This window comes from Streptomyces spinoverrucosus (genome assembly GCF_015712165.1).
Lineage (GTDB): Bacteria > Actinomycetota > Actinomycetes > Streptomycetales > Streptomycetaceae > Streptomyces > Streptomyces spinoverrucosus_A.
Window position 1 is genome coordinate 2957830 of record NZ_JADPZX010000001.1, and the last position, 13419, is coordinate 2971248.

12 protein-coding genes are annotated in these 13419 nt (G+C 70.8%); 9 read left to right on the plus strand and 3 right to left on the minus strand.

Annotated features, from left to right (window positions below; translation table 11 throughout):
* Window positions 1–28: 28 nt before the first annotated feature.
* From I2W78_RS13215 to I2W78_RS13230, 4 genes are all read left to right on the plus strand, one after another.
* Window positions 29–1402, plus strand: a complete 1374-nt coding sequence (locus I2W78_RS13215) for an APC family permease (protein WP_196459752.1) — start codon at window positions 29–31, stop codon at window positions 1400–1402.
* A gap of 41 nt (window positions 1403–1443) precedes the next feature.
* A complete protein-coding gene (gene xseA, locus I2W78_RS13220; RefSeq protein WP_196459754.1) occupies window positions 1444–2652 on the plus strand; it encodes an exodeoxyribonuclease VII large subunit in 1209 nt (402 codons plus the stop codon).
* 9 nt (window positions 2653–2661) lie between these two features.
* Window positions 2662–2901, plus strand: coding sequence for an exodeoxyribonuclease VII small subunit (locus I2W78_RS13225; protein WP_196459755.1), 240 nt, complete (start codon window positions 2662–2664; stop codon window positions 2899–2901).
* A 127-nt stretch (window positions 2902–3028) separates the two neighbouring features.
* Window positions 3029–3619, plus strand: a complete 591-nt coding sequence (locus I2W78_RS13230) for a malonic semialdehyde reductase (RefSeq protein WP_196459756.1) — start codon at window positions 3029–3031, stop codon at window positions 3617–3619.
* 59 nt (window positions 3620–3678) lie between these two features.
* On the opposite strand, the gene I2W78_RS13235 is transcribed toward I2W78_RS13230, so the two are convergent.
* Window positions 3679–4215, minus strand: coding sequence for a DUF4245 domain-containing protein (locus tag I2W78_RS13235; protein ID WP_196459757.1), 537 nt, complete (start codon window positions 4213–4215; stop codon window positions 3679–3681).
* 127 nt (window positions 4216–4342) lie between these two features.
* Here I2W78_RS13235 and glpX point away from each other — a divergent pair, with 127 nt between their 5' ends.
* Window positions 4343–5374 (plus strand): class II fructose-bisphosphatase, encoded by a 1032-nt coding sequence (gene glpX, locus I2W78_RS13240; protein ID WP_196459758.1) that lies wholly within the window; start codon window positions 4343–4345, stop codon window positions 5372–5374.
* A gap of 148 nt (window positions 5375–5522) precedes the next feature.
* Here the strand turns inward: glpX and I2W78_RS13245 are convergent, their stop codons facing one another.
* Window positions 5523–5897, minus strand: coding sequence for a WhiB family transcriptional regulator (locus I2W78_RS13245; RefSeq protein ID WP_196459759.1), 375 nt, complete (start codon window positions 5895–5897; stop codon window positions 5523–5525).
* A gap of 174 nt (window positions 5898–6071) precedes the next feature.
* A complete protein-coding gene (locus tag I2W78_RS13250) occupies window positions 6072–6755 on the minus strand; it encodes a DUF1707 SHOCT-like domain-containing protein (RefSeq protein ID WP_196459760.1) in 684 nt (227 codons plus the stop codon).
* Between the two features lie 156 nt (window positions 6756–6911).
* On the opposite strand from I2W78_RS13250, the gene I2W78_RS13255 reads away from it, so the two are divergent.
* The 4 genes from I2W78_RS13255 to I2W78_RS13270 all read left to right on the plus strand — a co-directional run bounded on the left by I2W78_RS13255 (window position 6912) and on the right by I2W78_RS13270 (window position 13298).
* The gene (locus I2W78_RS13255; protein WP_196459762.1) at window positions 6912–8579 is read left to right on the plus strand and encodes a fumarate hydratase; all 1668 of its coding nucleotides are present in this window, start codon (window positions 6912–6914) and stop codon (window positions 8577–8579) included.
* A gap of 157 nt (window positions 8580–8736) precedes the next feature.
* Window positions 8737–10122, plus strand: coding sequence for a class II fumarate hydratase (locus tag I2W78_RS13260; RefSeq protein WP_196459764.1), 1386 nt, complete (start codon window positions 8737–8739; stop codon window positions 10120–10122).
* An 82-nt stretch (window positions 10123–10204) separates the two neighbouring features.
* Window positions 10205–10897: a cytidylyl-2-hydroxypropylphosphonate hydrolase gene (fomD, locus tag I2W78_RS13265; protein ID WP_196459766.1), complete on the plus strand. Its 693-nt coding sequence runs from the start codon at window positions 10205–10207 to the stop codon at window positions 10895–10897.
* A gap of 331 nt (window positions 10898–11228) precedes the next feature.
* Window positions 11229–13298: an ATP-binding SpoIIE family protein phosphatase gene (locus tag I2W78_RS13270; RefSeq protein ID WP_196459768.1), complete on the plus strand. Its 2070-nt coding sequence runs from the start codon at window positions 11229–11231 to the stop codon at window positions 13296–13298.
* Window positions 13299–13419: the final 121 nt, after the last annotated feature.

A 13419-nucleotide genomic window follows, 5' to 3' on the forward strand; every position in this document is an offset into this window, starting at 1 on the left:
CGACGTACGCGACCGTCGGAGGCAGCTGATGTCCGAAACCGGCACGGCGTCGCCCAGGGCGGACGAGCATCACCGGCTGCTGCGCACCCTGGGCTTTCGGGACTTGGTCGTCTACGGGTTGCTGTTCATCGCCCCCATGGCCCCGGTCGGCGTGTTCGGCACCCTGGACGCCAGGTCGCACGGGGCGGTCGCCCTGGTGTACGTCGTCGCCACGGTGGCGATGGCGTTCACCGCATTCAGCTACGCCCAGATGGTGCGGGTGGTTCCCCAGGCGGGCTCGGTGTTCGCCTACGCGCGCGTGGCGCTCGGCAAGGAGGCCGGTTTCATCGCCGGCTGGATGGCGATGCTGGACTACCTGCTGATCCCGGCGGTCGCCTATCTGTTCTCCGGCATCGCGATGGAGGCGCTGGTTCCGGAGGTCTCGCGCTGGGTGTGGACCGTGCTGGCGGTGGTCGTGACGACGCTGCTGAACCTGTGGGGCGTACGAGCCGCGGCCCGGGTCGGTTTCGTCGTTCTCGCCCTGGAGATCGTGGTCCTGCTGGTCTTCGTCGTGTCGGCGATCGTCGTCCTCGCGCGCGTGGGGGCGGAGCGGGGGTGGCTGTCGCCGTTGTCGGGGGACGGCACGCAGGGGGCGTTCGCGGTGTCGGCGGTGATCGGGGCCGTGTCGATCGCCGTGCTGTCGTATCTCGGATTCGACGCGATCGCCACGTTCGCGGAGGAGATCACGGGAGGGTCGCGGCAGGTGGCGCGGGCGGTGTTGTTCTGCCTCGGTCTCGCCGGGGTGCTGTTCGTCGCGCAGACGTACCTGGTGGCGCTGCTGGCGCCGGCGTCGTCCGCGCAGCTGGCCGCCGAGCCCGCCAGGCAGGGCTCGGCCTTCTACGACGCCGTGGACGCGTCCGTCGGGGCGTGGCTGCACGATCTGGTGGCCGCGAGCAAGTCGCTCGGCGCGGCGTTCGCGGCGCTGGCCGGACAGGCGGCGGCCGGGCGGCTGCTGTTCGCGATGGGACGGGACCGGCGGCTGCCTCGGGCGCTGTCGCGGACGGACTCCGGGGTGCCGCGGGTGGCGCTGCTGTGCGCGGCGTTGATCACGACGGTGGCGGCGGTGTGGGCGGCCCGGCGCGACGACGGCGTGGACCACCTGGTGTCGGTGGTCGACATCGGTGCCCTGACGGCGTTCACCCTGCTGCACGCGAGCGTGGTGGGGTGGTTCGCGGTACGGCGTCAGGGTGGCGCGGTGAGCTGGTGGCGGCATGTGCTGGTGCCGGTACTGGGGGCGGTGATCACGATCGCGGTGATCGTGGGGGCGTCGCGGAGTGCGCAGGTGGTGGGGGCGGTGTGGCTGCTGGTCGGTGTGGTGGTGCTGGTGGCGCAGGCTCGCGGGCAGAGCCGGGCCGGCGGGTGAGGACGGGCCGCGATGTCGGTGCCGCCCATTACGCTCGCGGCATGGCAGTCAACACGTCCCCGGAATCCCCCCTGCCCGTCGGTGAGGTGTCGCGGCTCATCGGGGGGTGGATCGACCGGCTCGGGGCGGTCTGGGTCGAGGGGCAGATCACGCAGTTGTCGCGCCGGCCGGGCGCGGGCGTGGTGTTCCTGACGCTGCGGGACCCGTCGTACGACATCTCGGTGAGCGTCACCTGCTACCGGCAGGTGTTCGACGCGGTCGCCGATGTGGTGAGCGAGGGCGCGCGGGTCGTCGTCCTGGCGAAGCCGGAGTGGTACGCGCCGCGGGGGCAGCTGTCGCTCAGGGCCGCCGAGATAAAGCCCGTGGGGGTCGGGGAGCTGCTGGCGCGGCTGGAGCAGCTGAAGAAGAAGCTGGCGGGCGAAGGGCTGTTCGCGCCGGAGCGGAAGCGGCCGCTGCCGTTTCTGCCGCAGCTGATCGGGTTGGTGTGCGGGCGGGCCTCGGCCGCGGAGCGCGACGTGCTGGAGAACGCCCGGCACCGCTGGCCGGCCGTGCGCTTCGAGGTGCGCAACGTCGCCGTGCAGGGCGTGCACGCCGTGCCGCAGGTCGTGCAGGCGGTGAAGGAGCTCGACGAGATCGACGACGTCGATGTGATCATCGTCGCGCGCGGCGGCGGGAGCGTGGAGGACCTCCTGCCCTTCTCCGACGAGCAGCTCGTCCGCGCGGTCGCCGCCTGCCGTACGCCGGTCGTGTCGGCCATCGGGCACGAGCCGGACAACCCGCTCCTGGACCACGTCGCCGACCTGCGGGCCTCCACGCCCACCGACGCCGCGAAGAAGGTCGTACCGGACGTGGGCGAGGAGTTCGAGCGGGTGCGGCAGCTGCGGGACCGGGCGCGGCGGTGCATGGCGGCTTTCCTGGAGCGGGAGGAGCGCGGGCTGGCGCACGCGCTGGCGCGGCCCTCGATAGAGGACCCGCACCGGATGATCGACGAGCGGGCCGACCAGGTGGCGGCCCTGACGGAGCGCGGGCGGCGGTGTCTGGGACACCACCTCGACCGCGCCGAGTCGGAGCTGACGCACACGCACGCGCGCGTGGTGGCCCTCTCACCGGCGGCGACCCTGAAGCGGGGGTACGCGGTGCTGCAGAAGGCCGACGGCCACGTGGTCCGCACGCCGGACGAGGTGACAGGCGAGGAGCGGCTGCGGGCGCGGGTGGCCGAGGGTGAGTTCTCGGTACGAGTGGATGTCTAGGGTGGGCGGATGAGCAGCAGGGTGGATGAGGCGCTGGGCTACGAGCAGGCGCGGGACGAGCTGATCGAGGTCGTACGGCGGCTGGAGGCGGGCGGTACGACGCTTGAGGAGTCCCTCGCGCTGTGGGAGCGCGGCGAGGAGCTGGCCAAGGTGTGCCGGCGGTGGCTGGAGGGCGCGCGGGCCCGGCTGGACGCGGCGCTCGCCGAGGAGGCCGAGGCCGAGCAGGAGGACGGCGAGGGCGACTCGTAGTGCCTGGCAGAGTGTGACGCGGAACACCACACTCCGCCTTTTGTTGAAGCCTCAACTTGTTTGGCGTACCGTCGACCTCGTCAAGCGGACCACGGTCCGTATCAGCACCATCCGAGAAGGTTCACGTATGTCTCTCGCTCTCGACCCCGCCGCCCAGGACCTGCTGTTCCGCGAGGCCCGCACCGCGAACACCTTCACCGACGAGCCCGTCACCGACGAGCAGGTGCAGGCGATCTACGACCTGGTCAAGTACGGGCCGACCTCCATGAACCAGTCGCCGCTGCGCGTCACGCTGGTCCGATCCCCCGAGGCCCGTGAGCGCCTGGTCCAGCACCTGGCCGAGGGCAACCAGGCCAAGACGGCCGCCGCCCCGCTGGTCGCGATCCTCTCCGCGGACAACGAGTTCCACGAGGAGCTGCCGCGGCTCTTCCCGCACTTCCCGCAGGCCAAGGACGCCTTCTTCGGCGACCGCGCCGTGCGTGAGAACAACGCCGCGCTGAACGCCGCCCTCCAGGCCGCGTACTTCATCATCGGCGTCCGCGCCGCCGGGCTGGCCGCCGGCCCCATGACCGGCTGCGACTTCGAGGGCCTGCGCAAGGAGTTCCTGGACGACGACCACACCCCGCTGATGGTCGTGAACATCGGCCGTCCGGGCCCGGACGCGTGGTTCCCGCGCTCGCCGCGACTGGCGTACGAGGACGTCGTCACGACCGTGTGACCGACCGGCACGCAAGAAGAGGCCCCCGGCATCGACCGGGGGCCTCTTTTTTCACGTTGTCACGACGTCTTCAGCGCCTTCGCCATCGTGGCCAGCTGCTCGAACGAGCCCGTGCCGGCCACCACCGTGGTCGCGCCCTTGGCGTCGTCGTCCTCCGCGAGGACGAGCGCGTCGTACCGGCCGCCGGTCCAGCGGATCCACGTACGGCCGCCGATCTCCTCGGTGACCTCCGTCTCCTCCGCACCCTGGGTCGCGTCCTCGATGAACGGGATCCGCTTGTCCATGGACTGCTTCACGGTGACGTACTCGCCGTCGGGGGCATGGAAGCCCAGGTGCCAGGTGTCGTGCTCCTGGCCGTTGAAGCGGACCGACGTCGCCTTCCAGGTCTGCGGCAGGCCCTCCGGCGCGGCCACCGGGTAGGCGGCGGCACGGCGGGCCGTGAGCAGTTCGATCCGGTAGTCGACCCGGGGGAGGTCGGGTTCCCTGTCGTCGTCGTGCGGGATGAAGAGGTACATGACCAATCCCGCCAGCACGATCAGGCCCAGGGAGAGAACCATGTCCCGGACCGTCTTCTGCTTGCCGTTCGTACCTGCCACGCGCCCTATCGTCGCAGGTGCCCCCGCTGCTCATCCGTGGGGGGCTCTGCTCATTCTGTCGATCTGACGATAGAGTCGTCGCCGAAACCCTCATCCGGCCGTCGTCGTATCAGAAAGGTGCGTTCCGATGACCGAGCATCATCTGCCGTCCGAACTCGATGTCCCCTCCGAGGCCCCCGACCGCAACCTCGCCCTGGAACTGGTCCGGGTGACCGAGGCCGCGGCGATGGCCGCGGGCCGCTGGGTGGGGCGCGGTGACAAGAACGGCGCCGACGGTGCCGCGGTGCGCGCCATGCGCGCCCTCGTCTCCACCGTCTCCATGAACGGCGTCGTCGTCATCGGGGAGGGCGAGAAGGACGAGGCGCCGATGCTCTTCAACGGGGAGCGGGTCGGCGACGGGACCGGGCCCGAGTGCGACATCGCCGTCGACCCGATCGACGGTACGACCCTCACCGCGAAGGGCATGCCGAACGCGATCGCGGTGCTGGCGGCGGCGGAGCGGGGGTCGATGTTCGACCCGTCGGCCGTGTTCTACATGGACAAGCTGGTCACCGGGCCCGAGGCGGCGGACTTCGTCGACATCGACGCGCCGGTGTCGGTGAACATCCGGCGGGTCGCCAAGGCCAAGCGGGCCACGCCGGAGGATGTGACCGTCGTCATCCTCGACCGGCCTCGGCACGAGGGGCTGATCCAGGAGGTCCGGGAGACCGGCGCGCGCATCAAGCTGATCTCCGACGGGGATGTGGCGGGGTCGATCCTGGCGCTGCGTGAGGGCACGGGTATCGACCTCCTGCTGGGCATCGGTGGGACGCCGGAGGGGATCATCTCGGCCTGTGCCGTGAAGTGCCTCGGGGGGACGATTCAGGGCAAGCTGTGGCCCAAGGACGCGGAGGAGCGGCAGCGGGCCCTTGATGCCGGGCACGATCTGGATCGGGTGCTGACGACCGAGGACCTGGTGACCGGGGAGAACGTGTTCTTCGTGGCGACCGGGATCACGGACGGGGAGTTGCTGCGGGGGGTTCGGTATCGGTCGGAGACCGCTACGACGGACTCGATTGTGATGCGGTCCAAGTCGGGGACCGTGCGGAGGATCGACTCCGAGCATCGGTTGAGCAAGCTGCGGGCGTACAGCGCGATTGATTTTGATCGGGCGAAGTAGCGCCTGATCAACGGGGGGCTGCTGATCGTTGGCGGCTGCGGGTCGTGTTTGGTTGATCGCGCAGTTCCCCGCGCCCCTGACGGCGCTACCCTTCCCCGCATCACAAAGGCGCCCCCTGTGCGGAGGGGGCGCCTTTGCGTGTCCGGCGTCAGCCGGCGGCCGCTATGCGGTTTGCTCGGGATGCCTTCTTCACTTCCAGTTCGCGGCGGCGGCGCCTCGCCAGGACTACTCGGCGTTCGGCGGCGGTGAGGCCGCCCCAGACGCCGTACGGTTCGGGCTGGAGGAGGGCGTGTTCGCGGCACTCGACCATGACGGGGCAGCGGGCGCAGACGCGCTTCGCCGCCTCCTCACGGGAGAGCCGGGCGGCGGTGGGTTCCTTGGAGGGTGCGAAGAACAGGCCGGCCTCGTCGCGCCGGCACACGGCCTCCGTGTGCCAAGGGGCGTCTTGGTCCCTGTCTCGCGCTGGCACCCGCTGGGCCGGAACGCCAGCTACCTGCAGGGACGAATGCGGCGGTTGCAGCACGGTCTACTCCTGACGACGGCTTCGCGAGCGAGAGACGATGCAGCAAGGTCTACCCGCTGTACGCGCGCCTATGCAGGGAGTCCCCAACCGCTGGAATCCGGGGGTACGGACGCGCCGCCCGGGACGGGCCGGACGGTGACCGGATCCCTTCGGATCAGGTCGACTTCACAACCGTCAACGGTCCAGGTGTTTACGCAAACCCTTGTCGACCTTGCGCTGCACCCGATCGAGAATGTCCGCCACGAGCTTTCCGCGCTTCGGCCGCGCCTCGATGTTGCCGAGGACGGCCCAGCCGTCGACGAAGACGACGGGCGCGTCGGGGTCGGCCGCGTCCAGCGTGTCCACCTCGAAGTTGCCGAGGATGCCACCGCCCGTGCCGCGCAGCGAGACGTTCTCCGGCACGCGGACCTCGACGTTTCCGAAGACGGACCAGGCCTTGATCATGACCTGCTGGTACTCGAAGATCGCCTCGCTGAGGTCGATCTCGACGCTGCCGAAGATCGAGTACGCGTGGATACGGCGGCCCGCGCGCCAGCGCCCCTTGCGCACCGAGGCGCTGAACACCGCGACCAGGTTCTCGTCCGGGTCCGCCGGTATCGCACCGGCTGTCGGGCGGTGGGGCGCGGAGGTGTACGCGGGCGTCGCGCGGGCCTGGTGCGCGCCGGGCAGGTCGCGCACATACGGCTCGAGTTCGCCGACCGTCTTGGCGCGGTAGACGCCCTCCACTCGCTCGGCGTGCTCCTCGGCGGTGAGACGGCCTTCGGCGAGGGCGTCGCGCAGAACGTCCGCGAAGCGGTCGCGGTCGGCGTCGGAGGCGCGGAGCTCGGAGGCGGGCGCGGTCTGCTTCTGAAGGTCCACGACAGCAGCGTACCCAAACACGATAGATCGCGACACCCCAGGGAGCCGCGAACTGAGCCTTACCTCACAAGCTCCCCGCCAGTGGCACGTCCTACGCTGGGGGACGCTTGCCAACGGAGGCCAGCCGCTGAATGCCGTGAGTGAGGAATGGGCGAGATGCCTGAGTTCGAGTACACCGATCTGCTCCCCATGGGGGAGGACACCACCCCGTACCGGCTGGTGACCTCCGAGGGTGTCTCCACCTTCGAGGCCGACGGGCGGACGTTCCTCAAGGTCGAGCCGGAGGCGCTGCGCAAGCTCGCCGAGGAGGCCATCCACGACATCCAGCACTACCTGCGCCCGGCCCACCTGGCCCAGCTGCGCCGGATCATCGACGACCCGGAGGCGTCGGGCAACGACAAGTTCGTCGCCCTGGACCTGCTGAAGAACGCCAACATCGCGGCGGCGGGTGTGCTGCCCATGTGCCAGGACACCGGCACGGCGATCGTCATGGGCAAGCGCGGCCAGAACGTCCTCACCGCGGGCGAGGACGAGAAGGCGCTGTCCAAGGGCATCTACGACGCGTACACCAAGCTGAACCTCCGCTACTCCCAGATGGCCCCGCTCACCATGTGGGAGGAGAAGAACACCGGCTCCAACCTCCCCGCGCAGATCGAGCTGTACGCGGCGGACGGCGGCGCCTACAAGTTCCTGTTCATGGCCAAGGGCGGCGGCAGCGCCAACAAGTCGTTCCTGTACCAGGAGACCAAGGCCGTCCTGAACGAGGCCTCCATGATGAAGTTCCTGGAGGAGAAGATCCGTTCGCTGGGTACGGCCGCCTGCCCGCCGTACCACCTGGCCATCGTGGTCGGCGGTACGAGCGCCGAGTACGCGCTGAAGACCGCGAAGTACGCCTCCGCGCACTACCTGGACGAGATTCCGGCCGAGGGCTCGCCGCTCGGGCACGGGTTCCGGGACAAGGAACTGGAGGAGAAGGTCTTCGAGCTGACGCAGAAGATCGGTATCGGGGCGCAGTTCGGCGGCAAGTACTTCTGCCATGACGTACGGGTGGTGCGGCTGCCGCGCCACGGTGCGTCCTGCCCGGTGGCCATCGCCGTGTCCTGCTCCGCCGACCGGCAGGCGGTCGCGAAGATCACCGCCGAGGGCGTGTTCCTGGAACAGTTGGAGACGGACCCGGCGCGGTTCCTGCCGGAGACGACGGACGAGCACCTCGACGAGTCCTCCGACGTCGTCAGGATCGACCTCAACCAGCCGATGGACGACATCCTCTCCGAGCTGACCAAGTACCCGGTCAAGACCCGGCTTTCGCTCACCGGCCCGCTGGTCGTGGCCCGCGACATCGCGCACGCCAAGATCAAGGAGCGGCTGGACGCGGGCGAGGAGATGCCGCAGTACCTGAAGGACCACCCGGTGTACTACGCGGGTCCGGCGAAGACCCCCGAGGGCTACGCCTCCGGCTCCTTCGGCCCGACCACGGCCGGCCGCATGGACTCCTACGTCGAGCAGTTCCAGGCGGCGGGCGGCTCCAAGGTGATGCTGGCCAAGGGCAACCGCAGCGGGCAGGTCACCGACGCGTGCGCCGCGCACGGCGGCTTCTACCTCGGCTCCATCGGCGGCCCCGCCGCCCGCCTCGCCCAGGACTGCATCAAGAAGGTCGAGGTCGTCGAGTACGAGGAGCTCGGCATGGAGGCCGTGTGGAAGATCGAGGTCGAGGACTTCCCGGCGTTCGTCGTGGTCGACGACAAGGGCAACGACTTCTTCAAGGACCCGGCCCCGCAGCCGACGTTCACGTCGATTCCGGTACGGGGGCCTGGGCTGGCGTAAGCGGTGTGCCGGGGGCGGGTTGGGGGCTTCGCCCCCTGGACCCCCGTCGGCCTGGACGGCCTCGTCCTCAAACGCCGGACGGGCTGAATTCCGCTGACCGGCCCCGTTCGGCGCAGCCCCGCGGAACATCCCCGCCGCCTCCGTCGCTGTACCCGCTATGAGCGAATACCGCATCGAGCACGACTCCATGGGTGAGGTCAGGGTTCCCGCCGACGCCAAGTGGCGGGCGCAGACGCAGCGGGCCGTGGAGAACTTCCCCGTCTCCGGGCAGCGGCTGGAGCGCGCCCACATCGAGGCCCTCGCGCGCATCAAGGCCGCGGCCGCCACCGTCAACGCCAAGCTCGGCGTCCTCGACAAGGACATCGCCGACGCCATCCAGGAGGCGGCGCTGGAGGTCGCGGAGGGGCGGTGGGACGAGCACTTCCCCGTCGACGTGTTCCAGACGGGCTCCGGCACCTCGTCCAACATGAACACCAACGAGGTGATCGCGACCCTCGCGAGCGAACGGCTCGGCCGGAACGTCCACCCCAACGACCACGTCAACGCGTCCCAGTCGTCCAACGACGTCTTCCCCTCCTCCGTGCACATCGCCGCCACGGCCGCCGTCCTGCGCGACCTGATCCCGGCGCTGGAGCACCTCGCCGGCTCCCTGGAGCGCAAGGCGGAGGAGTTCGCCGACGTGGTGAAGTCGGGGCGGACGCATCTGATGGACGCCACGCCCGTGACGCTGGGGCAGGAATTCGGCGGGTACGCCGCCCAGATGCGGTACGGCGTCGAGCGGCTTCAGGCCTCCCTCCCCCGGCTCGCAGAACTGCCGCTCGGCGGCACGGCGGTCGGTACGGGGATCAACACCCCGCCCGGTTTCCCGGCGGCCGTGATCGCGGAGGTCGCCCGCGCGACCGGCCTGCCACTCACCGAGGCCCGCGACCACTTCGAGGCGCAGGGCGCCCGGGACGGGATCGTCGAGACCAGCGGGCAGCTGCGGACCATCGCCGTCGGGCTGACGAAGATCGCCAACGACCTGCGCTGGATGGCGTCCGGGCCGCGCACCGGGCTGGCCGAGATCAACCTGCCCGATCTGCAGCCCGGTTCGTCGATCATGCCCGGCAAGGTCAACCCGGTCGTCCCGGAGGCCGTGCTCATGGTCTGCGCGCAGGTCGTCGGAAACGACGCCACCGTCGCCACCGCGGGCGCCTCCGGCAACTTCGAGCTGAACGTGATGCTTCCGGTCATCGCGAAGAACGTGCTGGAGTCGATCCGGCTGCTGGCGAACGTCTCACGACTGCTCGCCGACCGGACCGTCGACGGCATCACCGCCAACCGCGAACGGGCCCGCGAGTACGCCGAGTCGTCACCGTCCGTGGTGACCCCGCTCAACAAGTACATCGGCTACGAGGAGGCCGCCAAGGTGGCCAAGAAGTCGCTGGCGGAACGGAAGACGATCCGTCAGGTCGTGCTGGAGGGCGGCTACGTGGAGCGCGGCGACCTGACGGTGGAGCAGCTCGACGAGGCGCTCGACGTCCTGCGGATGACGCGTCCGTGACCGGCGGCCGTACCGTGTGACCGGCGCGTGAACCGTGACGCGCGCCGCAGCGTCGTATGCCTGTGACACCTAATATCTGTGCATGGCGGACGACGGAGCGGTGAAACGCGTGGAAGCGGGCGGAGTTACGGCCTTCTGGGCACCCGGCAGTCACATCCTGTGGCGCTACCGGGAGAACGCAGGCGACCGCTTCCACATCGCGCGCCCCGTCACCGTCGTGCGCGACGACGCCGACCTGCTCGCCGTGTGGATGGCGCCGGGCACGGAGTGCGTCAAGCCGGTGCTGGCCGACGGGACGCCGGTGCACCTGGAGCCCCTCCAGTCGCGCTACACCAAGCCGCGGACCGTACAGCGCGACCACTGGTTCGGCACCGGCGTGCTGAAGCTGGCCCGGCCCGGCGAGCCGTGGTCGGTGTGGCTGTTCTGGGATCCGGGCTGGCAGTTCAAGAACTGGTACGTCAATCTTGAGCAGCCGCTGGTGCGTTGGGGCGGCGGGGTGGACTCCGAGGATCACTTTCTCGACATCACGGTGGAGCCGGACCGCAGTTGGCACTGGCGGGACGAGGACGAGTTCGCGCAGGCCCAGCGGGACGGTCTGATGGACGCCGCGCAGGCCGAGCGGGTCCGGGACGCGGGGCGGTCCGCGGTGGAGGTGATCCGCGCCTGGGGGCCGCCGTTCTCGGACGGCTGGCAGCACTGGCGGCCGGATCCGTCCTGGACCGTACCCTCCCTTCCGGAGGACTGGGATCGTATGCCTGCGCATGTGTCCTCATGAGACCCTTGCTGCGCCCCCGGGCAGGAAACGTAGGATCGTCCTCCGCAAGGGCGCGCGGCGGCAACTCGCAGGGCGCACAGTGTGCTTGACCGGATGTCACCGAGGGGCGGCAGGACGTGAGCGAGGGGTACGAGGGCAACACCCGCAGAGCCTGCGCCGAGACGGGCAGGCCTCTCGGCGCGGGCGCCGGGGGCCGCGGCCGGCCCGCCGGTGGCGCAGGAACAGCCTCTGACCACGCGGGAATTCCGTTCCTGGGGCACGTATTCCGGGTATCGGGACTTCTGCGGGACGAACTGCACGCGCGGTGCAAGGCCCGCACGGCCCCGGACGGATGGATTCGACACGCGTGACGGAGCAGCCGACCTCTTTCGAGCGCCCCCAGGCGGGCATCGACCCCGCGGATCCCCGCGGGGCGCTCCTGCGTACCCCGGCGGCCCCGCTGACGCCCGGCGCCGCCGCCTTACCCGCACAGGCCCGCAGCACCGGCGAGACGCCCCCGGGCCCGTCCGTGACACCCGGCGAGGGCACCGGACCCGAGCACTCCCAGCCGGCCGCCGCCGAACCCGACAACCACCGCCCGCGCCCCGTGCCGGAGGTCATCCCGGCGCAGCCCGGCACCGACCCGGAGCGTTCCGGCCCCGGCGGCCAGGAGCGGCGTACCGGCCAGGCGACCCAGCCGGGCCGGCCCACGCCGATGCGGCGGGACGGCGACCGGCTGCGTTTCGTGGGCGCGGCCACCCGGCGGATCGCCCGCGGCATCGACCTCGACGAGATCGTGATGGGGCTGTGCCGGGCGACGGTGCCGACCTTCTCCGACGCGATCCTCGTCTACCTGCGCGATCCGCTGCCGGTCGGCGACGAGCGGCCCACGGGCCCGGTCGTGCTGCGGCTGCGGCGCACCGACCGGATCCCGGAGGAGCGGGACACCGAGGGCGGTTTCCAGCCGATGCTCCAGCCGGAGCCGTCGGAGCTGTCGACGCTGACCGCCGAACTGTGCGAGGTACGGCCCGGCGGCGCGCTCGCCGAGGTACTGCGCGGGGTACGTCCCGTGTTCGCCGACGCGCCCGCCGCCCGCGCCGCGCTGCCCGAACTGCTCGGCGAGAACGGCGAGTCGGTGATCCCCGCCGGCCAGCGGGCCATCCTCGCCCCGCTGCGGGGCCGCCGCCGCGTCATCGGCGCCGCGGTCTTCCTGCGCCGCCCGGAGCGCATGGCGTTCGAGGCGGACGACCTGCTCGTCGCCGCCCAGCTCGCCACGCACAGCGCGCTCGGCATCGACAAGGCCGTGCTGTACGGCCGTGAGGCGTACATCGCCGACGAGTTGCAGCGCACCATGCTGCCCGAGACGCTGCCGCAGCCGACGGGCGTCCGGCTGGCCTCGCGCTACCTTCCGGCGGCCGAGACGGCACGGGTCGGCGGCGACTGGTACGACGCCATCCCGCTGCCGGGCAGCAGGGTCGCGCTCGTCGTCGGTGATGTCATGGGGCACTCCATGACGTCCGCCGCGATCATGGGCCAGCTGCGGACGACGGCGCAGACGCTCGCGGGTCTGGATCTGCCGCCGCAGGAGGTGCTGCACCACCTCGACGAACAGGCGCAGCGGCTCGGCACCGACCGCATGGCGACCTGCCTGTACGCCGTGTACGACCCGGTGTCGCACCGGATCACCATCGCCAACGCGGGCCATCCGCCGCCGGTGCTGCTGCACCTGGGCGGGCGGGCCGAGGTGCTACGGGTTCCGCCGGGCGCGCCGATCGGGGTCGGCGGTGTCGACTTCGAGGCCGTGGAGCTGGACGCGCCGGCCGGGGCGACGCTGCTGCTGTACACGGACGGGCTGGTCGAGTCCCGGCTGCGGGACGTGTGGACCGGCATAGAGCAGTTGCGGGAGAAGCTCGCCGCGACCGCGCAGCTGACGGGGCCGGATCATCCGCCGCCGCTGGAGGCGCTGTGCGACGAGGTGCTGGACATGCTCGGGCCGGGTGACCGGGACGACGACATCGCGCTGCTCGCCGCGCGGTTCGACGGGATCGCGCCGAGTGATGTGGCGTACTGGTTCCTGGAGCCGGAGGAGATGGCGCCGGGGAAGGCGCGGCGGCTGGCTCGGCGGGCGCTGGCCCGGTGGGGGCTGGAGGAGCTGACGGACTCCGTCGAGCTGTTGGTGAGTGAGGTGGTGACGAATGCCGTGCGTTACGCCTCGCGGCCGGTGACGTTGCGGTTGTTGCGGACCGATGTGCTGCGGTGCGAGGTCGGCGACGATGTGCCGCAGTTGCCTCGGTTGCGGCAGGCTCGGGCCACCGATGAGGGTGGGCGGGGGCTGTATCTGGTGAATCGGCTGGCTCGGCGGTGGGGGGCTACTCGGCTCAGTACCGGGAAAGTGGTGTGGTTTGAGCTGAACCGGGGGTGAGGCTGCGCGTTCGCCGTTGGGGCTTGTGACGTACGGCGAGTGCGGGTTGTGGGGGCTGATCGCGCAGTTCCCCGCGTCCCTGAGGGTGTTGAGGGCGCCCGGCATCAAGTGCCGGGCGCCC

What these genes read in the sequence shown, in the direction of transcription:
- I2W78_RS13215 (WP_196459752.1), top strand. Translation starts at nt 29, where the DNA reads ATGTCCGAAACCGGCACGGCGTCGCCCAGGGCGGACGAGCATCACCGG.
- xseA (WP_196459754.1), top strand. Translation starts at nt 1,444, where the DNA reads ATGGCAGTCAACACGTCCCCGGAATCCCCCCTGCCCGTCGGTGAGGTG.
- I2W78_RS13225 (WP_196459755.1), top strand. Translation starts at nt 2,662, where the DNA reads ATGAGCAGCAGGGTGGATGAGGCGCTGGGCTACGAGCAGGCGCGGGAC.
- I2W78_RS13230 (WP_196459756.1), top strand. Translation starts at nt 3,029, where the DNA reads ATGTCTCTCGCTCTCGACCCCGCCGCCCAGGACCTGCTGTTCCGCGAG.
- glpX (WP_196459758.1), top strand. Translation starts at nt 4,343, where the DNA reads ATGACCGAGCATCATCTGCCGTCCGAACTCGATGTCCCCTCCGAGGCC.
- I2W78_RS13255 (WP_196459762.1), top strand. Translation starts at nt 6,912, where the DNA reads ATGCCTGAGTTCGAGTACACCGATCTGCTCCCCATGGGGGAGGACACC.
- I2W78_RS13260 (WP_196459764.1), top strand. Translation starts at nt 8,737, where the DNA reads ATGAGCGAATACCGCATCGAGCACGACTCCATGGGTGAGGTCAGGGTT.
- fomD (WP_196459766.1), top strand. Translation starts at nt 10,205, where the DNA reads ATGGCGGACGACGGAGCGGTGAAACGCGTGGAAGCGGGCGGAGTTACG.
- I2W78_RS13270 (WP_196459768.1), top strand. Translation starts at nt 11,229, where the DNA reads ATGGATTCGACACGCGTGACGGAGCAGCCGACCTCTTTCGAGCGCCCC.